This is a genomic window from Photobacterium sp. R1, assembly GCF_054600795.1.
In genome coordinates, this window is the sequence record NZ_BAAHZP010000010.1 from 1 (window position 1) to 25,103 (window position 25,103).

Annotated in this window: 21 protein-coding genes and 1 tRNA gene; 18 read left to right on the forward strand and 4 right to left on the reverse strand. The window is 49.4% G+C overall.

Translation table 11 applies throughout. The features are described 5' to 3' along the window. The first annotated feature begins 83 nt into the window (after positions 1 to 83). The 7 genes from ACYP03_RS16390 (at position 84) to purF (ending at position 8,824) form a co-directional block, all read left to right on the forward strand. Positions 84 to 2,432: a FimV/HubP family polar landmark protein gene (locus ACYP03_RS16390; protein WP_459781084.1), complete on the forward strand. Its 2,349-nt coding sequence runs from the start codon at positions 84 to 86 to the stop codon at positions 2,430 to 2,432. Between the two features lie 137 nt (positions 2,433 to 2,569). After that, a complete protein-coding gene (gene truA / locus ACYP03_RS16395; protein ID WP_459781086.1) occupies positions 2,570 to 3,349 on the forward strand; it encodes a tRNA pseudouridine(38-40) synthase TruA in 780 nt (259 codons plus the stop codon). Between the two features lie 310 nt (positions 3,350 to 3,659). Beyond that, entirely contained in the window at positions 3,660 to 4,589 is a 930-nt protein-coding gene (gene accD, locus ACYP03_RS16400; RefSeq protein WP_459781088.1) for an acetyl-CoA carboxylase, carboxyltransferase subunit beta, read from the forward strand. A gap of 220 nt (positions 4,590 to 4,809) precedes the next feature. Next, the gene (gene folC, locus ACYP03_RS16405) at positions 4,810 to 6,096 is read left to right on the forward strand and encodes a bifunctional tetrahydrofolate synthase/dihydrofolate synthase (RefSeq protein WP_459781090.1); all 1,287 of its coding nucleotides are present in this window, start codon (positions 4,810 to 4,812) and stop codon (positions 6,094 to 6,096) included. A gap of 2 nt (positions 6,097 to 6,098) precedes the next feature. Then, positions 6,099 to 6,656, forward strand: a complete 558-nt coding sequence (locus ACYP03_RS16410; RefSeq protein ID WP_459781091.1) for an SPOR domain-containing protein — start codon at positions 6,099 to 6,101, stop codon at positions 6,654 to 6,656. 64 nt (positions 6,657 to 6,720) lie between these two features. After that, entirely contained in the window at positions 6,721 to 7,212 is a 492-nt protein-coding gene (gene cvpA / locus ACYP03_RS16415; protein ID WP_330959017.1) for a colicin V production protein, read from the forward strand. A 94-nt stretch (positions 7,213 to 7,306) separates the two neighbouring features. Continuing rightward, entirely contained in the window at positions 7,307 to 8,824 is a 1,518-nt protein-coding gene (gene purF, locus ACYP03_RS16420; RefSeq protein WP_248141106.1) for an amidophosphoribosyltransferase, read from the forward strand. Positions 8,825 to 8,933: 109 nt separating this feature from the next. Here purF and ACYP03_RS16425 read toward each other — a convergent pair whose 3' ends face one another. Then, on the reverse strand, positions 8,934 to 9,533 hold the full coding sequence (locus ACYP03_RS16425) for a Yip1 family protein (RefSeq protein WP_248141105.1): 600 nt from the start codon (positions 9,531 to 9,533) through the stop codon (positions 8,934 to 8,936). A 163-nt stretch (positions 9,534 to 9,696) separates the two neighbouring features. Further along, positions 9,697 to 10,575, reverse strand: a complete 879-nt coding sequence (locus tag ACYP03_RS16430) for a LysR family transcriptional regulator (RefSeq protein WP_330959019.1) — start codon at positions 10,573 to 10,575, stop codon at positions 9,697 to 9,699. Between the two features lie 316 nt (positions 10,576 to 10,891). Between ACYP03_RS16430 and ACYP03_RS16435 the strand changes: the two genes are divergently transcribed. The 3 genes from ACYP03_RS16435 (at position 10,892) to galU (ending at position 13,729) form a co-directional block, all read left to right on the forward strand. After that, positions 10,892 to 11,983, forward strand: a complete 1,092-nt coding sequence (locus ACYP03_RS16435) for a response regulator (protein WP_248141103.1) — start codon at positions 10,892 to 10,894, stop codon at positions 11,981 to 11,983. A gap of 176 nt (positions 11,984 to 12,159) precedes the next feature. Then, positions 12,160 to 12,657: a transcription/translation regulatory transformer protein RfaH gene (rfaH, locus tag ACYP03_RS16440; protein WP_459781096.1), complete on the forward strand. Its 498-nt coding sequence runs from the start codon at positions 12,160 to 12,162 to the stop codon at positions 12,655 to 12,657. Positions 12,658 to 12,826: 169 nt separating this feature from the next. Continuing rightward, positions 12,827 to 13,729: a UTP--glucose-1-phosphate uridylyltransferase GalU gene (gene galU / locus ACYP03_RS16445; protein ID WP_459781098.1), complete on the forward strand. Its 903-nt coding sequence runs from the start codon at positions 12,827 to 12,829 to the stop codon at positions 13,727 to 13,729. Between the two features lie 75 nt (positions 13,730 to 13,804). Here the strand turns inward: galU and folD are convergent, their stop codons facing one another. After that, positions 13,805 to 14,662, reverse strand: coding sequence for a bifunctional methylenetetrahydrofolate dehydrogenase/methenyltetrahydrofolate cyclohydrolase FolD (gene folD, locus ACYP03_RS16450; RefSeq protein WP_459781099.1), 858 nt, complete (start codon positions 14,660 to 14,662; stop codon positions 13,805 to 13,807). A gap of 338 nt (positions 14,663 to 15,000) precedes the next feature. Here folD and ACYP03_RS16455 point away from each other — a divergent pair. The 8 genes from ACYP03_RS16455 (at position 15,001) to ACYP03_RS16490 (ending at position 24,467) form a co-directional block, all read left to right on the forward strand. Further along, a tRNA-Arg gene (locus ACYP03_RS16455) sits at positions 15,001 to 15,077 on the forward strand. A gap of 430 nt (positions 15,078 to 15,507) precedes the next feature. Next, positions 15,508 to 16,815, forward strand: coding sequence for a trigger factor (tig, locus tag ACYP03_RS16460; RefSeq protein ID WP_248141099.1), 1,308 nt, complete (start codon positions 15,508 to 15,510; stop codon positions 16,813 to 16,815). Between the two features lie 107 nt (positions 16,816 to 16,922). After that, positions 16,923 to 17,546 carry an ATP-dependent Clp endopeptidase proteolytic subunit ClpP gene (gene clpP, locus ACYP03_RS16465; protein WP_248141098.1) on the forward strand — a complete coding sequence of 208 codons (624 nt, stop codon included), beginning with the start codon at positions 16,923 to 16,925 and terminating at the stop codon, positions 17,544 to 17,546. A gap of 114 nt (positions 17,547 to 17,660) precedes the next feature. After that, positions 17,661 to 18,941: an ATP-dependent protease ATP-binding subunit ClpX gene (clpX, locus tag ACYP03_RS16470; RefSeq protein ID WP_248141096.1), complete on the forward strand. Its 1,281-nt coding sequence runs from the start codon at positions 17,661 to 17,663 to the stop codon at positions 18,939 to 18,941. A 138-nt stretch (positions 18,942 to 19,079) separates the two neighbouring features. After that, on the forward strand, positions 19,080 to 21,452 hold the full coding sequence (gene lon, locus ACYP03_RS16475; protein WP_248141095.1) for an endopeptidase La: 2,373 nt from the start codon (positions 19,080 to 19,082) through the stop codon (positions 21,450 to 21,452). A gap of 236 nt (positions 21,453 to 21,688) precedes the next feature. After that, positions 21,689 to 21,961: a nucleoid-associated protein HU-beta gene (gene hupB / locus ACYP03_RS16480; RefSeq protein WP_248141093.1), complete on the forward strand. Its 273-nt coding sequence runs from the start codon at positions 21,689 to 21,691 to the stop codon at positions 21,959 to 21,961. Positions 21,962 to 22,157: 196 nt separating this feature from the next. Further along, complete coding sequence (gene ppiD, locus ACYP03_RS16485) at positions 22,158 to 24,050, forward strand: peptidylprolyl isomerase (protein ID WP_459781103.1); 1,893 nt, start codon at positions 22,158 to 22,160, stop codon at positions 24,048 to 24,050. 132 nt (positions 24,051 to 24,182) lie between these two features. Beyond that, positions 24,183 to 24,467 (forward strand): ComEA family DNA-binding protein, encoded by a 285-nt coding sequence (locus ACYP03_RS16490; protein WP_371929344.1) that lies wholly within the window; start codon positions 24,183 to 24,185, stop codon positions 24,465 to 24,467. Positions 24,468 to 24,526: 59 nt separating this feature from the next. Here the strand turns inward: ACYP03_RS16490 and rrtA are convergent, their stop codons facing one another. Continuing rightward, positions 24,527 to 25,099 carry a rhombosortase gene (rrtA, locus tag ACYP03_RS16495; protein ID WP_459781106.1) on the reverse strand — a complete coding sequence of 191 codons (573 nt, stop codon included), beginning with the start codon at positions 25,097 to 25,099 and terminating at the stop codon, positions 24,527 to 24,529. Positions 25,100 to 25,103 lie beyond the last annotated feature (4 nt).

Consider the following 25,103-nt stretch of genomic DNA (forward strand, 5'->3'; position numbering starts at 1 on the left):
CAGAGCCAGAGCCAGAGCCAGAGCCAGAGCCAGAGCCAGAGCCAGAGCCAGAGCCAGAGCCAGAGCCAGAGCCAGAGATGAACGTGAGTGGTTCTGAAGCACCTGCAGAGGTGATCGCGGAACCTGAAGTGTTGTCTGCAGCGGCAGCTGAAGCGCCGGTTTCTGGTGAATGGTCTGATGAACGGCCTGTGGAGGATATTGCTCCGGAGTTCAATGTTGAGCCTGCTCTGGTTGCCGCTGAAAAAGATGAAGCCGAAGACAGCCAGACCGAAATTTTATCTGACGATTTTTCTGAGTTACCTGATTTAACTGAGTCAGCGCTTGTGTCTGAGGAAGCGTCCCTGCAGGAAGAAGCCGTTGCTGATGATGAAGGTGGTTTGAGTGAGGTTTTGGCAGCAGAAACGGACATGGCCGCGGATGCTGAGGAAACTGTCAGTGCTGAGCCGGATGCAGAACAGGTACTTGCCCCCGTTGCTGACCAGGTTTCTGAACTGGTTTCAGAACCGATGCCTGAGCTGTCAGCTGAAGCACAGCACGAGTCAGCCGACGATCCTGAGACAGTTTCTGACGAACTGGATACAGATACTGTCTCTGAGTTGCTGGTCGCAGCAGAATCGCCTGAGGATGAGTCTCCGGATGTTGAAATTCAGTCAACCCTGAACGATGAGCCTGCTGACCATGATGCCGTGAGTGATGTTGCTGATGAGACAACGACGCTGGATACGATTCATGAAGCTATTCAGGAGCCGATTCAGAATGAGGCTGACGTTGCCGAATCTGCTGACATCTTGCCTGATGAAGCTCCGGAAATACCGGAAGAAGAGTCTGGTGATAATGACACTTCAGCTCATTTGCATCGCGACAGTGACGAAGCATCGCAACAGATTGAGCAGCATCGATATGCCAGAGAGCTTCAGGATGAAGAGGTAACTCAGCCTGAAGATGAACTCGAGACGGTACAGCCTGAAGCGACGCTGGACCCGGCCTGGGATGAGGAGGTCGAGGGCCGTCAGACGCCGACGATCAATCTGGATGAGTTCCCTGAGTTCGATGAAGAAGATGCACTGTTGGATCCTGAAGCTGAGCCTTGGGAGGAAGAGGAACAGGCGTGGACTGATGAAGAAGCTCAGGCAGCACTGAACCGGGTCTCTGAGCAACTTCAGCTGGCCGCACAGGCTGCTGAGCGTAAAGATGAGCTGGCGCATGATTTGTCTCAGGTTGAGGATCAAGCAACTGATCTTGATGAAGCGCAATTCTCTGAAGTGTCCTCTGAGAACAGCGACGACGTCTTGCCTGAGGTGGTTCAGGAGAATATTCCAGAGGTAGCGGTTGAACAACAGGCGGAACCTGTTTCTGAACAGGCGGTGCCAATCCACGCAAAATCTCAGTATGAGTATGCGGTCATTGATCCTGCGACATTGCCTGAGTTTGATGAAGATGATGCGCTGCATGCATCGTTTGAAGAGCAAATGGAGCTGGAGCAATACGAGCAGGAAATGAATTATGGTGCAGCCGATGAGGCAGATGCTGTCCGGCCGGCACCAGAACCAAAGCCGGAGCCAGCACCCGCGCTTCAGCCACAGCCGTCTGTTCCTCAGTTTGACTTGCTGAGCGATGAGGTCATCGATTCTGCGGGTCTGGATATGGCTGCGCTATTGGCTGAACCTGAGTCCGATGTCCCGAGCATGATGGCTGAGACAGACGATGGTGACGAATGGCCTTCATTTGCAGCGGAGGAAAGCATTCCGCCAATGGCGGATCAGGATCCTGAATTACCATTGACTCAGGATCTGACTGAAGCTGTTGAATTGGTTGATGAATCGGGTCTGAATGAAGTTGAGCCCATTGCTGAAAGTTCGCTGAATTCAGGGGAGCCTGAGCCATCGGTGCAGGCGCAAACGGAAGAGTTTGAGCACGAACAGTGGCTGTTGCACGAGAGTGTCCCGGCATCAGAACTCGAAGAGCAGGAATTGTCTCCGGAAGAAAGTGAAATCTGGGGCACGGATATTCCTGAGCCTGAACTGGAGAGTGAGGATTGGGGAGAACAGCCTTCATTGTCGGAAGAAACCGCCGAGGTGGAAGAAGACAAGCAGGCAGACAGCCAGCTGGTTCAGTCGCAGCACGAAAAAGAACCTTATATCAGTATTGATGAGCTGATGAAGGAGCTGGAAGGGGAGGCGGATCCGGATTTGGATACCGCGCCGCTGAAGCTGGATGTCGGGCTGGATGAGTTTCCGGATGTGCTGGCTGGTATTGGTGAGATTGATGTCGATGGTGCCGGTGAATACGCCAGCAAACTTGACCTGGCCAAAGCCTATCTGGAGATGAATGATATCGACGGTGCATATTTCCTGCTGGAAGATGTCGCTGAAAACGGGGATGGTGATGTCAGTCGGGAGGCGGCAAACCTGCTGTTAAAGATTGATCGATGATTTCATCGGATGACAGTGAAGTGAATAAGAAGTCCGCAAGAGCGGACTTCTTTTCTTTTGGGGCTTTTTTTATAATCCCTGTTTGATTCAGTCGGCCATCCGGCTGGCATGTACACCACAGAAGTAAGAGTTCAGAGATGCGAATTGCCTTAGGTATAGAGTACGACGGAAGCCGCTATTATGGCTGGCAGCGTCAGCGTGATGTTGACAGTGTTCAGGGGCGTCTGGAAGCGGCACTGAGCAAAATAGCCAATCAGGATATTGAGGTTCAGTGTGCCGGCCGAACCGATGCTGGCGTGCACGGTACCGGGCAAGTGGTGCATTTTGACTGTGATACGCCACGTAAGCTGGTGGCCTGGACCATGGGAACTAATGCTCACCTGCCGAAAGATATTGCGGTGCGCTGGGCGAAAGCAGTGCCGGATGATTTTCATGCGCGCTTCAGTGCTACGGCCCGGCGCTATCGTTACGTGATTTATAACCATGCCCTGCGTCCGGCAATTCTGGGTTCAGGGATCAGTCATTATCACGGTGCGCTAGATGCAGAAAAAATGCATGAGGCGGGACAGTACCTGCTTGGTGAGAATGACTTCACGTCTTTCCGGGCGGTATTTTGTCAGTCGCACAGTCCCTGGCGTAACCTGATGCATCTGAATGTCACGCGTCAGGGACACTATGTAATCATTGATATCAAAGCAAACGCTTTTGTTCACCACATGGTGCGCAATATTACCGGCAGTCTGATTAAGGTCGGCCGTGGTGAAGAGAAGCCGGAGTGGATTCAATGGCTGCTGGCGCAGAAAGATCGTACGTTGGCTGGCGCCACGGCAAAAGCCGAGGGGTTGTATCTGGTTCAAGTGGATTATCCGGATACATTTGAGCTGCCTGACGTGCCGGTGGGGCCGCTTTTTCTCTGATCTGAGTGCCGGGCATGGTTCCCTAAGCGGCTGATTCATTGTTTTTAACGAAAAAATTATGCTGCTGAGTTCGCACTGCAACCAGAAAACACTAAAATTGAACAAAACTCAGACAAAGCGAGTGAATGAGTCATCAAACTGGTCGGTCTTTTTTCTTGAGCAAAGATCTCGTTAACTGTTTATTTCCTCAAGGTACTACCAGTTTTTTATCTACACCTCGCCGAGTTTGTGTTTTAATTCCTGACTTGTAATTATCGAATTGATTATCCTTTGCCTGCAGGGCGGGGGAGTTGTAAAAGAAAGGTCATTCATGAGCTGGCTTGAAAAGATCCTCACAAAAAGCAACATCGTAACGTCTCGTAAAGCGTCCATTCCTGAAGGGGTCTGGACGAAATGTACCTCCTGTGAGCAGGTGCTGTACTACGCAGACCTTGAGCGCAATCTGGAAGTTTGCCCGAAGTGTGATCATCACATGCGAATGAAAGCACGTCGCCGTCTGGAAACTTTCCTGGATGAAGAAGGACAGGTGGAGATTGCTGCAGAGCTTGAACCGAAAGATCACCTGAAATTCCGTGATTCGAAGAAGTATAAAGACCGTATCGCAGCGGCGCAGAAAACCAGTGGTGAAAAAGATGCACTGGTCGCGATGAAAGGTACGCTGTTACAGCAGCCTGTGGTTGCCTGCGCATTTGAGTTCAGCTTTATGGGCGGCTCAATGGGTTCTGTCGTGGGTGCTAAATTTGTTCGTGCAGTTGATGAAGCCATCGCCAGTAACTGTGGTCTGGTGTGTTTCTCAGCCAGTGGCGGTGCACGGATGCAGGAAGCATTGATGTCTCTGATGCAGATGGCAAAGACCAGTGCTGCACTGGAGCGTTTGTCTGCCAAAGGGCTGCCGTTCATTTCTGTACTGACTGACCCGACCATGGGTGGTGTTTCAGCCAGTCTGGCAATGCTGGGCGACATCAATATCGGTGAGCCGAAAGCACTGATTGGTTTTGCAGGTCAGCGCGTTATCGAGCAAACGGTCCGTGAAAAACTGCCGGAAGGTTTCCAGCGCAGTGAATTCCTGCTGGAGCACGGTGCGATTGATATGATTGTTGACCGCCGTGAAATGCGTCAGCGTATCGGCGGGCTGCTGGCGAAGATGACCAACATTCCTTCACCGCTGGTGGTCCCGGTCGAACAACCGGCTGAGGCTGAAACGGACGCAGATGCTGAGTCTGCCGAAGACAAAGTCTGATCGATTCAGATGAAAACGCCTGGTTCAGACCAGGCGTTTTTGATCCTGATGTCACACACCAACAAGCCATGTTAGCCAGAGGTCAAAACTGGCTGCGGGCTGCGCAATTTTGTTATTGTTCCACAATTCCTCGTATTGATGAGGATGCAGACATTAATTTCCGTGTACTTCGTGCTACATTATGCGACATCTTCTCAATTACATTAGTTAGTACAGTTTCATGTCTGATACCTCTGTAACGCCGCTGTCTGCACCTTCGGCAACCTCACCGTTGAATGATTGGTTAACCTATCTGGAGAATCTTCATACCAGCGCCATTGATCTGGGTCTGGAGCGTGTACAGGCCGTGGGGGAGCGTGCCGGGCTGCGTAAACCGGCGCCGACAGTCATTACCGTTGCCGGCACCAATGGTAAAGGGTCAACCTGTGCCATTCTGGAAAGCATTCTGCTGCAGGCGGGTTACACTGTTGGTGTTTACAGCTCTCCGCATCTGGTGCGATATAACGAGCGTGTTCGTATCAATGGTCAGGAACTGGAAGACAGTGAACACAGCCAGGCTTTTGCGGCGATTGAAAGCTATCGTGAAACGACCAGCCTGAGCATGTTTGAGTTCGGAACGCTTGCAGCCCTTCATTTATTCAAGACCCATCAGGTGGAAGTGGTTGTTCTGGAAGTCGGATTGGGCGGCAGATTAGACGCGACGAATATTGTTGATCATGATGTGTCTGTGATCACCAGTCTGGCCATCGATCATATCGACTGGCTGGGCGATGACATCGAAGTGATCGGCTATGAAAAAGCAGGGATTTTCCGGGCAGGGAAACCGGCCATTTGCGGTCAGCCAAATCCACCGGCTTCTGTCGCAGCGCACGCCGACAGTATCGGTGCAGAGTTGTATCAGGTTGGCTATCAGTTTACCTATGAACAAACCGGTGAAACCTGGAACTGGAAGTGCGGTGCTTTTGATATGGAGCAACTGCCCCTGCCGGCTCTGCCGTTACCCAATGCCGCAACCGCATTGATGGCCCTGGGTGTGGCAGAACTGGATATCAGTGACCAGCATATTGTTGCGGGTCTGGTGAAGGTACGCCTTGCCGGCCGGATGGAAACCGTTGCCGATCGTCCGCTGATCCTGCTGGATGTTGCGCACAACCCGCATTCGGCAAATTATCTGGCACGCCAACTGAAAGCCCTGAAGAACATCCGTGAGGTTGGCAAGATTCACGGTGTGGTCGCAATGTTGCGTGATAAAGATATTCCGGCAACGCTTCATGAGATGCGTAAGGTCACGGATATTTGGTATCCGGCATCTCTGACCGGCCCTCGTGCAGCATCCGGTCAGGATATTGCTGCTCATCTGGATTACCGTGGCGAGGTGTACGATACACCGGTTGAAGCTTGTCAGGCTGCACTGTCTGCAGCTCAGCCGGAGGATGTCGTGATTATATTCGGTTCTTTTTATACAGTTGGCGAAGTGTCCAGCTACATGAAAACAATGCAGGAGTAAGTGTGGCGAGTAAATTTCAAAGCCGCCTGGTCGGAACAATTGTGCTGGTGGCTATCGGCGTAATTTTCCTGCCTGATTTTTTTGATGGTAAGAAGCAACACTTTCAGGAGCAGTTTGCCAGCATTCCGCTTCAGCCGCAGACCGGGGATGAAGAAAACTTCACGGTGATCCCGGAGCCGGTTGCCGCTGAAGCCGAGTTGCCACCGATGCCGGTAACCGAACAGATTGCCGGCAGTGACGTCCACTCAACGGTTGCTGAGTCAGTCAAAGTCAAACCACAGCCTGTCGGCGAACCACAGGCAGGGCTGAAGGACAGCGGCTGGGTGATTCAGCTCGGGGTTTTCAGAAACTTTGATAATGCCCATCAGCTGGTCGAGAAACTGAGAAGCAAAGGCTATCAGGCGCATGTGTGGCCCAAAGACCTGAAACCGGGTGATCTGGCCCGGGTCGTGGTGGGTCCTGAAATCGACAAAAATGCTTTGTCAGGGAAAGTAGACGAATTGCGTAAACTTACCGGACTAAACGGGCAATTGCTCAGATTTAACCCACTCAACCCTTAGGTAAACGTTTGCGTTCTGATTTTTTCTGTTAGAATACGCGCCAACAACAAGAAATAAGTAGAAGATGATCTGGATTGATTATGTCATTTTAGGGGTGATCGGCTTTTCCGCACTGGTCAGCTTGATCCGTGGTTTTGTGAAGGAAGCGCTGTCACTGGTAATTTGGTTTGCGGCATTTTTCATTGCCAGCAATTTTTACAAAGAGCTGGCGGTATATTTCACAAATATCCAGGATGAACTGATCCGAAATGGCAGCGCGATTGCGGTATTGTTCATTGCCACACTGATTGTGGGTGCCGTCGTGAACTATGTCATTGGGCAACTGGTCCAGAAAACGGGTTTGTCAGGCACCGACAGAGTTCTGGGGATAGTCTTCGGTGGTTTGCGTGGTGTGCTGATCATCGCTGCTGTCCTGTTTTTCCTGGATGCCTTTACCGGCTTTGCAAAAGCAGAATGGTGGCAGGCCTCTCAGTTGATTCCGCAATTTGGGGTCGTTATTGAGTGGTTTTTCTCTTACCTGAAAGAGAGTTCGAGTTTTTTACCCGGCGCGTTATAGCGCCGGATTTATATCAGTTGCATTGCGTAACAGTGATGGATAAGACACTGTTACTCAATACAATTATTGATGATCCATAACGAGGATTTAGGACATGTGTGGTATTGTCGGAATCGTGGGAAATACCCCGGTTAACCAGTCTATTTATGATGCATTGACCGTGCTGCAGCACCGCGGCCAGGATGCTGCCGGTATTGTTACCCTGGAAAGCAATCGTTTTCGTCTGCGTAAGGCCAATGGCCTGGTGCGGGATGTCTTCGAAGCAAAACACATGCAACGTCTTCAGGGCACTGTCGGGATCGGCCATGTCCGTTATCCTACGGCGGGCAGTTCCAGTGCTTCAGAGGCCCAGCCTTTCTATGTGAACTCGCCATACGGTATTTCACTGGCGCATAACGGTAACCTGACCAATGCCGCTGATATCCGGGATTCATTGTTTGAAAAGGCTCGGCGCCATGTCAACACGTCTTCCGATTCCGAGGTCCTGCTGAATGTTCTGGCGAACCAGCTGGAAGGTGCGACGAACTATCCGCTGACGTCTGAGGATATTTTTGCAGCGATCCGGGCTGTGCATAAAACGGTTCGTGGTGCTTATGCCGTGGTTGCGATGGTTATTGGGCATGGTCTGATTGCCTTCCGCGATCCGCATGGCATTCGCCCGTTGTGTCTGGGTAAACGTGAAATCGACGGCAAGATGGAATACATGGTTGCCTCTGAGTCTGTGGCACTGGATGCAGTCGGTTTTCAGTTCATGCGGGATGTTGCGCCGGGTGAAGCGGTCTATATCACTTTCGATGGACAGCTGTACACTGAGCAGTGCGCAGAAAATCCGGCTCTGAATCCTTGTGTGTTTGAGTTTGTTTACTTTGCTCGTCCTGACTCTTTCATCGATAAAATTTCTGTTTACAGCGCCCGTTTGAACATGGGTAAAAAACTGGGTGAGAAGATTAAGCGTGAATGGGATGACCTGGACATTGATGTCGTGATTCCAATTCCGGAAACTTCCTGCGACAGTGCACTGGAAATCGCCCGTACCCTGGATAAACCTTACCGTCAGGGCTTTGTGAAGAACCGTTATGTTGGCCGTACCTTTATCATGCCGGGTCAGCAATTACGTCGTAAATCTGTGCGCCGTAAGCTGAATGCGATCAGCTCAGAGTTTAAGGATAAAAGTGTTCTGCTGATTGATGACTCGATTGTTCGTGGGACGACTTCAGAACAAATCATCGAAATGGCCCGTGAAGCGGGTGCGAAGAAGGTGTACCTGGCTTCTGCAGCCCCGGAAATTCGCTTCCCGAACGTTTACGGAATTGATATGCCAAGTGCCAACGAATTGATTGCACACGGCCGTGAAGTGGATGAAATCTGCAAGATGATTGGTGCAGACGGACTGATTTTCCAGGATTTGCAGGATCTGGTGGATGCTGTCGGCGAAGGAAATCCGGATATCCAGCTGTTTGAGACCTCTGTGTTTAACGGCCACTATGTGACCGGGGATGTGAATCAGCAGTACCTGGAGTACCTGGAATCCTTGCGCAGCGAAGATGCCAAAACCCAGCGTGAGATTCAGCAGGAGCTGGCAAATCTGGAGCTGCACAACGAAGGTGTGTAAGACGGTTTGACTGCCATTCGGAGCAACCGAACTTAAAACAGAAAAAGGCAAGGGAGCTTGCCTTTTTGTTTATTCAGTTACAGGTAGAAACGAATCATCTGAATGAATATCAGTGCATAAATTGAGGGCCTAAACCGACGTTCCACAGAATGACCGAGCCTGCGATGATAGAAACAAGTAATACGAGTCCGCAGGTTACGATAGAACTGGCATAGATAAAGCCCCGCTCTTCAGGAATATGCATCAGAATCGGTACACCGGTATACAGCAGATAAACGGAATAGGTAATTCCCACCAGACCGGCAATCATCAGGAACCAAAGTTGCGGGTAGAGCGCTGCGATGCTGACCATAAACAGAGGCGTTGCAGTGTAAGCGGCAAGTTCTAAAGCCTGAGTATAAGTTGGGGTTGACCCAAAGGTGTGACTCATCCAGTAGGTGAGGTAAGCCAGTGCAAAAACACCACCAATCAGCGCAACATACATGGCAACAGACATTCCCAGTGCGCTTGTTGGCGTCAGGTGAATCGGATCAACGGCACCCACGCGCCAGCCAATAAAAACACTCGAAATGTACGCAAAGATGGGGGGTAACAAAGCGACCAGCAGAATGTGGCTCAGGCTGCTTTGCACTCCTTCGTGTTGCTCATCAATGTTATGCCACTCTTTTTTGGGGTGAGTGTACAGCCCGAATAAATGTCCCAGAATCATAACCTATCCTCGTTATCTAGGGTGCTTCCGCACAACGCATTACAGGTTGTTGTTCAGAACACTGTCAGTGCATATCCGGACACCTGTGTGTTCCTTGTCTCTATAACATTTAGACGGGCTTCCGACACTTAGCAAGCCTGATGGTTAAGTCACCGGAGGATGATCAGCTTGTGCTGAAGAAGTGACTGGCAAATTCGATAAAGAGTCGCAGCTTTTCAGGCTGGTGATCTTTATGGTTATAGAGCAGGTAAACATTTCTCGGGTTGGCTGACCAGTCACCCAGCACCCGGATCAGGTCACCGCTCAGAATATATTTCTCCAGCATGGCATCCGGCATCAGGGTGATTCCCAGACCCGCTACACAAGCTTTACGAACTACATTGAGCTGGTTGGATTCAAATCTGCCTTTGTCGTTGATTGTGATGGTTTCACCGGCTTTGTTGGTCAGGCGCCAGCGCAGCAAGGGCGAACCTTTTAGCAGGGCATGGCTGGATAAATCCTGCGCATGGGTCGGTGCCGGATGACGGCGCAGATAGTCCGGGCTGGCGACAAGAATATCTTCAACGGCGTTGATTTTACGTGCGATCAGTGCGGAGTCACGTTGTGGTCCGACACGAAAAATTACGTCCCAGTCTGTCGGGTCGAGTTGCTCTGGTTCATTACTCAGAAACAGCTCAATGCTGATCGCCGGATGTTCCAGCATGAAGGCATTCAGCATGGGTTGCAGCATGACTTTGCTCAGGTTGGTTGGCGCGGCAATTTTCAATCGTCCGCTCGCCCCTCTGGACTCATCGCGGATGTGCTCGGCGGTATCCAGCAACTGTTGCAGCAATGGTGTGCAGAGCTGGTAATACTGCTGGCCTGCCTCGGTCAGTGAGAGCTTACGGGCATGACGGTTGAGCAGCCGGAGATTCAGGCTGTCTTCAAGCGCCTGAATACGCCGGGTCAGGGTCGCAACGGGTACCTGATATTTGCGGGAAGCAGCGGTATAACTGCCTTCTTCAACCACAATGCGAAATAAATTTAAATCATCTAACTTCATAGGCGATGCGTGACTGGATATGAGAAAGTGGGAATTGTATAACAAAACACTCAGTGTGAAGAGGTTAAGATTTTGTGGAACGAAAAAACCAGAGGATATCTGTGACATCGTCAGATTTTGAGCTGGCTAACAGAACACTAAAACAAAAGTTTAAGGATAGCCCCAAGCCCTGACGTCGTGCGGTTTAGCGCCTATTCTAAATGAAAGCACCTACGGCGATGCTTCAGATTCAAACCAATTCACAGGAAGGACGTGCCTGTTCTACAGAATCTCATTCTGCGGCACTTGGCCCCTTGCAACATGGAGGGCACAATCATTGTTAGAGGGTAAAGAAGTTCTCATTGTCGAAGATGATCCGGTCTTTCGCCGGATGATCACGGGGTTTCTGCACGCCCAGGGCTGTGAAGTCAGGGAAGCAGAGGATGGACTGCAGGGGTTACGGGCACTGCGCGACAGTATACCGGATGTACTTCTGTGCGATTTGGCAATGCCTGTGCTGACTGGGATGGAGTTTGTCGAGGAGGTTTCCCTTCACTATCCGATGGTGCCGGTCATTGTGATTTCCGGAACCGGTGAAATGGCTGATGTTGCGGCTGCGCTCCGGCATGGTGTGAAAGATTTTCTGGTTAAGCCGCTGGATAATATCATGGTGCTTAAATCGGCAATGATGTCAGTGCTCAAAGCGCAGGAGAACAGTGCAGAATACTCTGAATTTTCCAGTCAGCTTTTACAGCACGATGTTGCTGTGGATGAAGAACTGCAATGGCATCTCGAAGAGCTTGAATCTAACCCGGAAGCCGCGAGAGAATTGCTGGTCGGCCTGATGCCGGATACTCAGTCCCGTCAGGGAGACTGGCAGCTGAGTTATTGCGTTCTGCAATCGGCCGATGTTCAGCCCGTGTTGCTTGATTACACCTGGTTGATGGACGGACGACTGGCTTTTTATCTGCTTGATGCTGAGTCCGGCGGCCGGCATGGCGCTGCAACCGTTCTGTTGATTCGTGCTTTATTTAATGATTATCTGCGCAAGCATATGGCCACAGAAAATGATCTGAACAGCATGTTGAATGCTATTGAAAATGGGATGAAACAGTCTGGTTATGCCGTTGCAATTAAAGGGCTGTTTGGTATTTTTGATGCCTGTGATCGCAGTCTGTCTCTAATTTCAGCTGGCTCTGAAGCTGTGTTAAAAACCAGCGAAGGGGAATTCAGTGTTTCTGCCGGGTCATTTCTGGGTGAGGGCGCCCGAAAAAACAGGGTGTATGCCCAGATCCTTCCTCCTTCGGGAGCACGCCTCTCACTGAGTAAAATTGGAGCAGCGAATTTCAGCGTAACCATTCAGCGCCTGGAAGCGATGAAAGAAGCTGAAATACACCCTGCGGTCAAAGCAAAGACTACATTTCAATAAGATCTTTCTCTGTGCGAGACGATGTTCTTTGTCAATCACTGCTTTATATTCCTACTTTCTGCTGCAAAAACAGGCATAAAAGGTTTGCTCCCCGAATCAGGGGAGGGAATCGGTTGAGGTTTAAGGCTCTCACCATATAATCATTTTGAGTGAAATTTTATCCGGACAGAGGCGATATGAAAGATTGGTTTCTACTTTATTGCAAGCGCAGCGAGCAAGAGCGTGCGGTGGTCAATCTGGATCGTCAGGGAGTTGAGTGTTACTACCCTCAAGTGACTGTTGAAAAAGTCGTTCGTGGTAAACGGGTGACAGCTGCTGAACCGTTGTTCCCAAACTATATGTTTGTGAAGTTTGATCCTGAAGCCATCAGCTATACCACGGTTCGTTCCACGCGTGGAGTCGCTGATTTTATTCGTCAGGGTGCGCATCCGCAAAAGGTACAGTCTGAGTTGATTGAACATTTAAGGTCAAATGAGGATTCTGAGGAGCAGAGGCAGAAATTGTCTAATCTGCCGATGCCAGGTGAAAGCCTGATATTAAATCATGGCCAGTTCCAAGGGCTTGAAGCGATTTATCAGGAACCCGATGGTGAAAAACGTTCTTTCATGTTGATTCATCTACTGGGTAAACAGGTTAAAGTCAGTGTGGACAATGCAGATATTGTCCGGCGTTGATCTGGGTACTGCCGGAACACTTCAGTATCCGGCGGAGAGACTGTCAGCCATCATCACAAATGCACGGTGATAGGGGCGCAGGTCACGTTTTTACTGGCTTGATGCCTCGCTGTGCACCGCCAACTTTGTTATATTGCGGCTGACAATGACAACTTACATGGATAATGCAATGCAAAAATCTTCCCCAGTTCGTAAAGCGGTCATTCCTGTAGCCGGTTTAGGAACCAGGATGTTGCCTGCTACGAAGGCAATTCCGAAAGAAATGCTGCCAATTGTTGATAAGCCTTTGATTCAGTATGTCGTGAACGAATGTGTCGCAGCAGGGATCAAAGAAATTGTGCTGGTCACACATTCTTCAAAAAATTCCATTGAAAACCACTTCGATACTTCTTTCGAGCTGGAAGCAACATTGGAAAAACGCGTAAAGCGCCAGTTACTGGATGAAGTACAGAATATCTGTCCGAGTGATGTGACGATTATGCATGTCCGTCAGGGACAGGCGAAAGGACTGGGTCACGCCGTACTGTGTGCTCGTCCACTGGTGGGGAATGAGCCTTTTGCTGTTGTTCTGCCTGATGTGATTCTGGATGATGCGGCTAGCGATCTTCACAGTGAAAATATGGCTGCGATGGTGAGACTGTTTAATGAAACAGGAACCAGCCAGGTCATGGTTGAACCTGTGCCAATGTCAGACGTGTCCAGCTATGGTGTGGCCGATGTCAATGGCGAGCAGATTGCACCGGGTGATTCGGCCCCAATGTCGAAGGTGGTAGAAAAGCCAGCCCGTGATGAGGCCCCGTCTAATCTTGCGATTGTCGGCCGTTATATTTTGCCGGCAGAAATTTGGGAACTGTTATCGAAAACACCGGTTGGTGCTGGTGATGAGATCCAACTGACGGATGCAATTGCCATGCTGATGGAGAAGCAGCCTGTTCATGCATTTCATATGACTGGGAAAAGTCATGACTGCGGCAGCAAGTTGGGTTACATGCAGGCGTTTGTTGAATATGGACTGCGTCACCCGGACTTAGGCGAGGACTTTGCAGCGTATCTGAAAACTCTGGCAAAGTAATTCACGAGATGACTCTGAAAAAGAAAAAGCGAGGCCTGGCCTCGCTTTTTTGATTCTATCAACAGGAAAAGATCTTCAACCTTCGTGGAACTGTTCGCAGGCAAGTAGGGTATTTTCAATCAGCGTCGCGACAGTCATCGGTCCGACACCGCCTGGAACCGGGGTGATGTGTTTAGCACGCTGGCGGGCAGCGTCATATTCAACATCACCGGCCAGAGTGCCGTTATCCAGACGGTTAATGCCCACATCAATGACTGTTGCGCCTTCCTTAATCCATTCCCCTGGAATAAAGTTTGGCTTACCGACAGCAACAACAAGAATATCAGCCTGACGGACATGGTTTTCCAGATCCTGAGTAAAACGGTGGCAGGTTGTAGTGGTGGCGCCCGCCAGAAGAAGCTCCAGTGTCATCGGACGGCCAACAATATTGGAAGCGCCGACGATTACTGCATGCTTTCCGCGAGCCTGGATATTGTAACGCTCCAGCAGGGTGATAATCCCTTTTGGGGTGCACGAACGCAGCTTCGGAATGCGCTGGCACAAACGGCCTACATTGTAAGGGTGAAAGCCATCGACATCCTTCTCCGGATTGATGTGCTCCAGAACCTTAGTAGAGTCAATTCCGGCCGGGAGTGGCAACTGCACCAGAATGCCATCAATTGAACTGTCTGCGTTCAATTCTTCAATCAGTGCCAGCAATGCATCTTCTGTGGTGTTGCTTGGCAGATCAAAAGAGCGGGAGACGAATCCGACTTCTTCACAGGCCTTGCGTTTGCTGCCGACATAAATTTGCGAGGCAGGATCCTGACCAACCAAAATGACAGCCAATCCGGGTGCGCGTAAACCTGCTTCAATGCGAGCTTTGACACGAGCAGCAACTTCCTGTCTGACTGTTTGTGAGATAAGTTTTCCATCAATGATTTGAGCGGCCATGGTATTCCTTCGTGCAGAACTAATGAGCGGCGAGTATTGTCGCAGAGACCAAGGGGAAAATCCATAGCGCAAACGTTTGCTTTTTGTGGCGGCAGAGATAATGCGAGATATCTTTGTTAAAGATCAATTCAGTAACAGCCGGTGATTCATACAGTGAATTTGAAGTGATATGTTCAGGAAAAATTTGGCGTATAAAAAAACAGCCATTTCTGAAAGCCGTTGCCTTAACTTTAACCGCTTGATTCATTTAGTTAAGGAAAATCACCTTTACCCGTTGACCTTGATCTCAGGCAACGTATAATTCCCCTCCGTTAACGCTGCTGCTCAGCAGCGATAAAGCGCCCTTAGCTCAGTTGGATAGAGCACGTGCCTTCTAAGCATGTGGTCGCAGGTTCGAATCCTGCAGGGCGCGCCACTTCCACTTCCTTTTCTTCATCAGAACTCCGATTGTCATTCATCTTCCAGAATTCATCCGATTTGTTTTTGAAATGTTCGATTGCTGAACTTGCTCAATTTTCCTGCACTGAATCGATGTTTGAATAAAAAAACGCGCTTTGACAGTAATTTTTTCACGTTTTCTCTTGAAAATGCGAAATCAGTCCCTATCTTGTCGAAAGGCTTGCGCTTGGTGTGGCCCGGACGCCTCGACGAATGGGGGTGGGGCCGTTATAATACCGCGCTTTAATTTTAGTCTTAGATGCGATGACCAGCTAAGACTGAAATGGAATGAACAGAATTCAGGCGTTATGGTGTTGAAGCCGTAACACGAAAGGATGCCAGCGTCAGCAGAGCTCTGACGGGCAAAATAACTCAGGCAACCTGAGTCAGTTTTGAGGTTTATGAAAATGCAAGTTACCGTTGAAACCACTGAAGGCCTAGAGCGCCAACTTACAATCACTGTACCTGCTGCAAATATTGAAGATGCAGTGACTGCGCAGCTGAAGCAAATTGCTAAAACTCGTCGTTTCGACGGTTTCCGCCCGGGTAAAGCACCACTGAAGATGGTTGCTCGTATGTTCGGCGCATCTGTTCGTCAGGATGTACTGGGTGAAGTGATGCAGCGTCACTACATCGAAGCGATTGTGAAAGAGAAAATCAATCCAGCTGGCGCACCAACTTTCACGCCAGTAGACATGGCCGAAGGTAAAGATCTGGTATTCAAGGCAACTTTTGAAGTTTTCCCTGAAATCGAACTGGCTGGTCTGGACAAGATTGCAGTTGAAAAACCAGCGGCTGAAGTGAAAGAAGAAGACGTAGCTCAAATGCTGGAAACTCTGCGTAAGCAGCAGGCGAACTGGAAAGAAGTAGACACAGCAGCTGAAGCGAGCAGCCGTGTAACGCTGGATTTCACTGGCTCTATCGACGGCGAAGAGTTTGAAGGCGGCAAAGCTGAGTCTTTCCCACTGGTGATGGGTCAGGGCCGAATGATCCCTGGTTTTGAAGAAGGCATCGTTGGTAAGAAAGCTGGTGAAGAATTCAACATTGATGTGACTTTCCCAGAAGAATACCATGCAGAAAACCTGAAAGGTAAAGCTGCAGTCTTCGCAATCAAACTGCACAAAGTTGAAGCTCAGGAACTGCCGGAGCTGACTGAAGAGTTTGTGAAGAAGTTTGGTATTGAAGACGGTTCTGTTGACGGTCTGAAAGCTGAAGTTCGTAAAAACATGGAACGTGAACTGAAGCAAGCGATTAAAGCTCGCATCAAAGATCAGGTTCTGAATGGTCTGATTGAGCAAAACAACATTGACGTTCCTGCTGCTTTGATTGATCAGGAAGTGAACGTACTGCGTCAGCAAGCAGTTCAGCGCTTCGGCGGTGATGCTGCGAATGCGCCAGAACTGCCACGCGAGCTGTTTGAAGAACAAGCGAAGCGCCGTGTCGTTGTTGGCCTGCTGCTGGGTGAAGTGATCAAGGCCGAAGAACTGAAAGCTGACGACGAGCGTGTTAAGGCGCTGATCACTGAAATGGCATCTGCTTATGAAGATCCATCAGAAGTTGTTGCATACTACGAGAAGAATGAGCAGCTGATGAACAACATGCGCAATGTTGCTCTGGAAGAACAAGCGATTGATGCTCTGCTGGCTAAAGCACAGGTTTCAGAAAAAGAAGTTGGCTTCAACGAGCTGATGAACCAGCAGCAACCAGCTGCTTAATTGACTGAAATGACTGTAAAGATTTGACTTCTTTTCAAATCTTCTGCTAACAATGGTCCGTATGAGTCAATCATTCGGGCCATTTATTTTTTTAGGGAAATCAGGTTATGAGCTACCAAGATAATAATGCCATGTCGCCAATTATGAATGCGCTGGTTCCTATGGTGGTCGAGCAGACCTCGCGTGGTGAACGTTCCTACGACATCTATTCCCGGCTATTGAAAGAGCGTGTGATTTTTCTGACCGGACAGGTCGAAGATCAGATGGCGAATCTGGTTGTGGCGCAGCTGTTGTTCCTTGAGTCGGAAAACCCTGACAAAGATATTTTCCTGTATATCAATTCTCCTGGCGGCTCCGTTACCGCAGGGATGTCAATCTATGACACCATGCAGCACATCAAGCCGGATGTCAGTACTTTCTGTATGGGGCAGGCCTGTTCTATGGGCGCATTCCTGCTGGCCGGCGGTGCAAAAGGAAAACGTTTCTGTCTGCCGAATTCCCGTGTGATGATTCACCAGCCACTGGGTGGTTTTCAGGGCCAGGCATCGGATATTCAAATCCATGCTCAGGAAATTCTGACCATCAAAAAACGACTGAATCATCTGCTGGCTGACCATACCGGACAGCCACTGGAAATTATCGAAAGAGATACAGACCGGGACAACTTCATGTCTGCTGATCAGGCAGCGGAGTATGGATTGGTCGATGCCGTTTTGAATAAGCGTGACTAACCTGTCATTATGGTGCACAGTGTTCTGAATGGGCAAGGTGACAGCAAAATGACGAGAGTTGTTATACACTCAAAACAAGGCAAAGATGGGTGAAACCCAATATGAGGTTAGCGAATGACAGATAAGCGAAAAGAGAGTGGTAGTGGAAAACTGCTGTACTGCTCTTTCTGCGGGAAAAGTCAGCATGAAGTTCGCAAGCTGATTGCTGGCCCTTCTGTGTATATTTGCGATGAGTGCGTCGATCTGTGTAACGACATCATTCGCGAAGAAATCAAAGAAGTAATGCCAAAGCGCGATGGCAATGAACTGCCAACGCCACGAGAGATCCGCACGCATTTAGATGATTATGTCATCGGCCAGGATCACGCAAAAAAAGTACTGGCTGTAGCTGTCTACAACCACTACAAGCGTTTGCGAAACGGTGACACCACCAGTGATGGTGTTGAGCTGGGTAAAAGTAACATCCTGCTAATTGGCCCGACGGGAAGTGGTAAAACGCTGCTGGCGGAAACGCTTGCACGTATGTTGGATGTGCCGTTCACAATGGCAGATGCAACGACCCTGACCGAAGCTGGTTATGTGGGTGAAGACGTAGAGAATATTATTCAGAAGTTGCTGCAAAAATGTGATTATGACGTTGCTAAAGCAGAGCGCGGTATCGTCTACATTGATGAAATCGATAAGATTTCACGCAAGTCAGATAACCCTTCGATCACGCGAGATGTCTCGGGTGAAGGTGTTCAGCAGGCTCTGCTGAAGCTGATTGAAGGAACGGTTGCTTCAGTGCCACCACAAGGCGGCCGTAAACATCCGCAGCAGGAATTCCTGCAGGTTGATACTTCGAAAATTCTCTTTATCTGTGGTGGTGCGTTTGCAGGTCTGGATAAAGTGGTTGAGCAGCGTGTTGCGACCAGCTCCGGCATTGGTTTCGGTGCAGAAGTCCGTTCAAAAGATAAACGCAACTCGCTCAGCGCATTGTTTGAGAAAGTCGAACCTGAAGATCTGGTGAAATATGGTTTGATTCCAGAGTTTATCGGTCGTTTGCCTGTGACCGCGATTCTGAGTGAACTGGATGAAGCCGCGTTGGTTCAGATTCTGCGTGAACCGAAGAATGCACTGACCAAGCAGTATGCAGCTTTGCTGGAACTGGAAAATGTTGAGCTCGAATTCCGTGAAGACGCGTTGCAGGCGATTGCCCGTAAGGCGATGGAACGTAAAACGGGTGCGCGTGGTCTGCGCTCAATTGTGGAAGCTGTTTTGCTGGATACCATGTATGAACTGCCATCTGCAGAAGGCGTGAGTAAGGTTGTTATCGACGAATCAGTAATTAAAGGTGAGTCAGAGCCTTTACTGATTTACGAGAACACTGAAAATCAAGCCGCAGGCGGCGAGTGAGTGGTTTCGAAACGTACAATTTGAGTCAATAAAGGAGGCATTGGCCTCCTTTTTAATTTTCTGGCAAATCGACCGTTGAATCTTGTCTGTCTGCCCCCATATACTCACTAAAAGAGACTGAACGGAAGAGAGAACAATATGAACCTGGAGCGTTCGGAACGCCTTGCTATTCCCGTTCTGCCACTGCGTGACGTGGTGGTCTACCCTCATATGGTTATTCCATTGTTTGTAGGCCGGGATAAATCGATTCGTTGCCTTGAAACCGCAATGGATAACGACAAACAAATTTTGTTGGTTGCTCAGAAAGAAGCAGCAACTGATGAGCCTACCGTTGACGATCTCTATGATGTCGGTACTGTTGCGACGATTCTTCAGCTTCTGAAATTGCCTGACGGCACTGTGAAGGTGCTGGTGGAAGGTCAGCAGCGTGCCAGCATTCATAAATTGACTGATGATGAATTTTTCAGCGCGGAAGCAGAGTTTCTGGTCACCCCTGAAATGGATGAGCGCGAGCAGGAAGTCCTGGTTCGAACCGCGATCAGTCAGTTTGAAGGCTTTATTAAGCTCAATAAGAAGATCCCGCCAGAGGTACTGACTTCTCTCAACGGTATTGATGACGCTGCACGTTTGGCAGATACCATTGCCGCGCATATGCCACTGAAATTGGCAGATAAGCAAAAAGTGCTGGAAATTGTGGATATTACGGAACGTCTCGAGTTCCTGATGGCCATGATGGAATCTGAAATTGATCTGCTGCAGGTAGAAAAACGTATCCGCGGCCGCGTCAAAAAACAGATGGAGAAAAGCCAGCGCGAGTATTATCTCAACGAGCAGATGAAAGCGATTCAGAAAGAGCTGGGTGAGCTGGATGATGCTCCGGATGAGTTCGAGTCGTTGAAGAAGAAAATTGACGAGTCGAAGATGCCGGCTGAGGCGCGTGAAAAAACGGAGCAGGAACTGCAAAAGCTGAAGATGATGTCTCCGATGTCAGCGGAAGCGACCGTGGTGCGTGGCTATATCGATTGGATGCTCAGTGTGCCATGGCATAAACGCACCAAAGTGAAAAAAGATCTGACGAAGGCAGAGGAAGTCCTGAATGCGGACCACTATGGCCTGGAGCGCGTCAAAGACCGTATTCTGGAGTACTTAGCGGTTCAAAGCCGGATCAATAAACTGAAAGGCCCGATTCTGTGCCTGGTTGGTCCTCCGGGTGTGGGTAAAACCTCTCTGGGACAATCTATTGCGGCTGCTACAGGCCGTAAGTATGTACGTATGGCTCTGGGCGGAGTTCGTGATGAAGCGGAAATCCGCGGTCATCGTCGTACTTATATTGGTTCAATGCCAGGTAAGCTCATTCAGAAAATGGCTAAAGTGGGCGTGAAAAACCCATTATTCCTGCTGGATGAAATCGACAAAATGTCATCAGATATGCGTGGTGATCCGGCATCAGCACTGCTGGAAGTTCTGGACCCTGAGCAGAACAATGCCTTTAATGACCATTACCTGGAAGTTGATTACGACCTGTCGGATGTCATGTTTGTTGCGACATCGAACTCAATGAACATCCCGGGTCCGCTGCTGGATCGGATGGAAGTGATCCGTCTGTCTGGGTATACCGAAGACGAGAAACTGAATATTGCCAAGCGCCATTTGCTTGAAAAACAAATTAAGCGGAATGGTCTGAAGTCAGGTGAGGTCGAAATCGACGACTCGGCCATCATTGGCATTATTCGTTACTATACCCGTGAAGCGGGTGTGCGGAGTCTGGAACGCGAAATTTCTAAGCTGTGCCGTAAGGCGGTGAAAGAAATCCTGTTGAATCCGGCAGTGAAGAAAGTCACGATTAATCAGAGTAATCTGAAGCAGTATCTGGGTGTCCAGCGTTTTGATTTCGGTAAAGCGGAAGAAAGCAACCGTGTTGGCCAGGTGACCGGTCTGGCATGGACCGAAGTTGGCGGCGATCTGCTGACGATTGAAACTGAGTCAATGCCGGGTAAAGGAAAGCTTTCCTATACGGGTTCATTGGGCGATGTCATGCAGGAGTCCATTCAGGCTGCAATGACAGTGGTTCGTACTCGTGCTGAAAAGCTGGGAATCAACAGTGATTTCTACGAGAAACGTGACATTCATGTCCACGTACCTGAAGGTGCGACACCAAAAGATGGCCCGAGTGCCGGTATTGCAATGTGTACAGCATTGGTTTCGAGTCTGACGGGGAATCCGGTTCGCAGTGATGTTGCGATGACGGGTGAAATTACCCTGCGCGGTGAAGTACTGCCAATTGGTGGCCTGAAAGAGAAGCTGCTGGCAGCTCATCGTGGCGGCATTAAAACGGTGCTGATTCCGAAAGAGAACGAGCGTGATCTGGAAGAGATTCCTGACAACGTGATTGCTGATCTGGAAGTGCGTCCGGTCCGCTGGATTGACGATGTTCTGCGGATTGCTCTGGAAAATAACCCTACTGGGATTGAGCTTGTAAACGCTCAAAACAGTGATATGCAGCAAAATTAGCACATGTAAGGGGCTGACTGTGATTGAAATCGCTTGTCAGCCTTTTTCTGTCTGGCTATAAGTGGAGTCTGATTTGCTGCAAGCTCAATAATAACAAGGCTTACAGCCCTGTTCAGCGTCATCATGACCTGATAAATTAGACCTGATACAACTTTTTGATTGTCCTTTGCCGTCACAGTGTAAAGTTTAGATTATGCTGTTGTCAGGAAGACAATGTTCATAGAGGGGAAGAAATCGTGAACAAAACTCAGTTGGTTGATAAAATCGCCGAAGGTGCTGACATTTCTAAAGCATCTGCTGGCCGTGCGCTGGACGCTTTCATTGAGGCTGTATCTGAGTCTCTGAAGGAAGGCGAGCAAGTTGCTCTGGTTGGTTTTGGTACTTTCTCTGTTCGTGAGCGTGCTGCCCGTACTGGCCGCAACCCACAGACAGGTGAAGAAATCCAAATCGCAGCAGCCCGTGTACCAGGTTTCAAACCAGGTAAAGCGCTGAAAGATTCTGTCAACTAATTTGGCATTATTGCCAGCAGTTGTAATGAACAAAACCTTACGCATAGTGTCATATCATGGCATGATTGCGTAACACGAGAGCGCATCGTAGTGATGCGCTTTTTTTAATTTGTATCAGGGTGAATGGATTGTGGTTCAGAATGAATCACGGCCAACCATTATTGCCAGCTCGAACAACTAGGAGATACGGCACGTTATGATGGAGCGAATGCGCGAAGGCGTAAGCAGTATTTGGGTAAAGATTATTCTTTCCCTAATCATATTTTCTTTTGTCTTTGCCGGTGTAGGCAGTTATCTGGCAAATTCTAATCAGCCTGTAGCGGCAAAGATTGATGGCGAGGAAATCAGTCAGCGTCAGTTTGAAGAGGCATATCAAAACGAACGTAACCGTATGCAGTCGCAGCTGGGTGATTATTTCTCAACCCTGATGGGTGATCCTGGCTATGTGCAGCAGTTTCGTCGCAGTGTGTTGGATCGTCTGGTGAACGATGCACTGATTGAACAGCGAGCTAATACGCTGGGACTGCGTATCAGCGACGATCAGGTGAAAAAGGCGATTCGTGCAATGCCTGAATTCCAGCGTGACGGCCAGTTTGATAACGATGTTTACACCTCTGTGTTGCGTCGTTCTCGCTTTACGCCTGACCAATTTGCAGAGTACATGCGCACCAATATGTTGCGTCAGCAACTGCTGACAGCCATTCAGGGAAGTGATTTTGCACTGAAGAATGAACTGGCGCAGTTACAGCAACTGGAGCAGCAGCAACGTGAAGTGCGCAGCCTGACACTGAATCTGGAAACGTTTAAAAAGAACGTTGAGATCAGCGAAGAAGACAGCCAAGCCTATTATCAACAGCATGCACTGGAGTTTACTCGTCCGGAGCAGGTGAAGGTGTCTTATATCGAGTTATCCGGCAATTCGCTGAAAAATACTATGGCGGTAAGCGAAGATGAGCTGAAGACTTATTATCAGGACAATCTGGTTAAATTCTCTAAGCCTGAGCAACGTCATGTGCGTCATATTCTGATTCAGGGTGATGATGCTGAAGCAAAGAGCAAAGCTGATGCGATTCTGGCCGAGCTGAAAGGTGGTGCTGATTTTGCTGCAGTGGCGCAAGCGAAATCTGATGATACCTTCAGTGCCAAACAAGGCGGTGAACTGGATTGGTTTGAGCGTGGTGTGATGGATCCGGCGTTTGAAGAGGCGGCATTTGGCCTGAAGAACAACGGTGATGTCTCTGATGTCGTGAAGTCTTCTTTTGGCTATCACATTATTCAGCTTGAGGGTGTGAAAGCGCCAACTGCGAAGCCTTTTGCTGATGTTCGTGAAGATCTGCTGGCCGATCTGCGTGATCAGAAAGCAGCCGAAGCATTCTACCAGCAGCAGACGAAACTGGCTGAAACTGCATTTGAAATGCCGGATTCTCTGGATGACGCCGCGAAAGCCGTGAATGCCAAGGTACAGAAAACTGATTTCTTTGCGCTGAATAATGCTCAGGGTGTACTGGCGACTCCAGCAGTCGTGCAGGCTCTGAATACACCGGAAGTCCGTGAAGATGGTCTGAACTCTGAAGTTATTGAACTGGGGCCAGAGCATGTGATCGTTGTTCGTGTCGATGAGGCGCGTCCTGAGCAACTGCTGGCGTTTGAGGAAGTGTCCGGACAGGTGCATGAACAACTGGCGCAACAACGTGGCGAAGCAGCGGCTGAGAAGCAGGCAGATGAGATTCTGGCGGCATTACGTCAGGGAGACATTAATATTCTGGAGCAGCAAGACCTGAGTTTCTCTGAGCCTCAGACGCTGAATCGTCGCGGCAGTGATCCTGTCCTGACGCAAAAGGCTTTTGCCTTGGCGAAACCAGAAGACGGAAAAACTGTCTACGGCGTGACGCATGATCAGCAGGGCAATGTTGTGATTATTGCGCTGGATAAAGTGACAGAGCCAGAGGTTGAGCCTGCGAAATCAAATGGTCCGATGGCAGAACAACTGGCACAGATGAATGCTCAGCAGGATGTGATGGCGTTACTGGATGTGCTGCGTGCAGACGCGAAAGTGACGTATCCGGTTCTGGATGCAACTGCACAGTAAATGTAATTGATTATTGTATTAACGGGCCGCCATGTGCGGCCCGTCGTTTTTTGGGACCAGAAATTAATGGTGCCGTTTTCCTGCTTGTAAATTTCATTATTCTTCTTGCCGAACAATCGATAAGGAGAACCAATGAAGAATTCAATTGCGCTACTGATGTTGGCTTCAAGCCTAGTGATATCTGGCACGGCTGATGCCACGGATACGCATGAAGGGATTGAAATCGTTGTGAATATCAATACTGCCAATGCAGAGGAACTGGATAAATTATTACTGGGTGTCGGACCTGATAAGGCTCGGAGTATTATTGAGTATCGTGATCAGCATGGTGAGTTTTCGACAGCAGATGACCTGAGCAAAGTGAAAGGGATTGGGGCATCGACTGTAGAGAAAAATCGCGACAGAATTCAGCTCTGAAGATCTGAATATATACGCTGCTATCTTGTAAGGGGGGCATTTGCTCCCCTTGCAACGTTTCAGTGCTGGCTTACAGAGCGGTGGGATTGAATTTTATCGAACGTATAGGCCAGCGCCAGCCCGCCCAATGCACCAGCCAGATGGGCTTCAACTGCGATGCTAGCCTCAATGAGAGAAGCTGTTTCAGCAGAGCCTCCTGTGACAATATCCCAGCCGACCTTGACAAAGCCTGCGGCCAGTAAGAGTTTTCCGCCCGAGCGGTGCTGACGAATATCCTGCCAGGCACCCCAGATAAACAGACCATGGAGTATCCCAGAGAGCCCGGCATAACGATCCAGTTCAGTGAAAAATAAAGACAGTCCGACAATGATACTGAGTGCAAACAAAATTGTGACTAGTCTGGCTGTGGTCAGGTGAAACCGGAACAGCTGGGTCAAAATGGCCAGGCCGGCCAGATTCATCGCGAGGTGAGGCCAATTGGTATGTGTAATATTTCCTGTTAGGATCCGCCACCATTGTCCGGATGCAATTGCCTGCCGATCCCATTCAAGGAACGGATGAACCGGTGCAAGCTGGGCAAAGATAGTGAGCAGACTGATAGCTAACAATGACAGAAACAAAGATCGTGACAACAAG

Coding starts and splice junctions, on each gene's coding strand:
- truA (WP_459781086.1), top strand. CDS start 2,570: ATGCGAATTGCCTTAGGTATAGAGTACGACGGAAGCCGCTATTATGGC.
- accD (WP_459781088.1), top strand. CDS start 3,660: ATGAGCTGGCTTGAAAAGATCCTCACAAAAAGCAACATCGTAACGTCT.
- folC (WP_459781090.1), top strand. CDS start 4,810: ATGTCTGATACCTCTGTAACGCCGCTGTCTGCACCTTCGGCAACCTCA.
- cvpA (WP_330959017.1), top strand. CDS start 6,721: ATGATCTGGATTGATTATGTCATTTTAGGGGTGATCGGCTTTTCCGCA.
- purF (WP_248141106.1), top strand. CDS start 7,307: ATGTGTGGTATTGTCGGAATCGTGGGAAATACCCCGGTTAACCAGTCT.
- ACYP03_RS16425 (WP_248141105.1), bottom strand. CDS start 9,533: ATGATTCTGGGACATTTATTCGGGCTGTACACTCACCCCAAAAAAGAG.
- ACYP03_RS16430 (WP_330959019.1), bottom strand. CDS start 10,575: ATGAAGTTAGATGATTTAAATTTATTTCGCATTGTGGTTGAAGAAGGC.
- rfaH (WP_459781096.1), top strand. CDS start 12,160: ATGAAAGATTGGTTTCTACTTTATTGCAAGCGCAGCGAGCAAGAGCGT.
- galU (WP_459781098.1), top strand. CDS start 12,827: ATGCAAAAATCTTCCCCAGTTCGTAAAGCGGTCATTCCTGTAGCCGGT.
- folD (WP_459781099.1), bottom strand. CDS start 14,662: ATGGCCGCTCAAATCATTGATGGAAAACTTATCTCACAAACAGTCAGA.
- tig (WP_248141099.1), top strand. CDS start 15,508: ATGCAAGTTACCGTTGAAACCACTGAAGGCCTAGAGCGCCAACTTACA.
- clpP (WP_248141098.1), top strand. CDS start 16,923: ATGAGCTACCAAGATAATAATGCCATGTCGCCAATTATGAATGCGCTG.
- clpX (WP_248141096.1), top strand. CDS start 17,661: ATGACAGATAAGCGAAAAGAGAGTGGTAGTGGAAAACTGCTGTACTGC.
- lon (WP_248141095.1), top strand. CDS start 19,080: ATGAACCTGGAGCGTTCGGAACGCCTTGCTATTCCCGTTCTGCCACTG.
- ppiD (WP_459781103.1), top strand. CDS start 22,158: ATGATGGAGCGAATGCGCGAAGGCGTAAGCAGTATTTGGGTAAAGATT.
- ACYP03_RS16490 (WP_371929344.1), top strand. CDS start 24,183: ATGAAGAATTCAATTGCGCTACTGATGTTGGCTTCAAGCCTAGTGATA.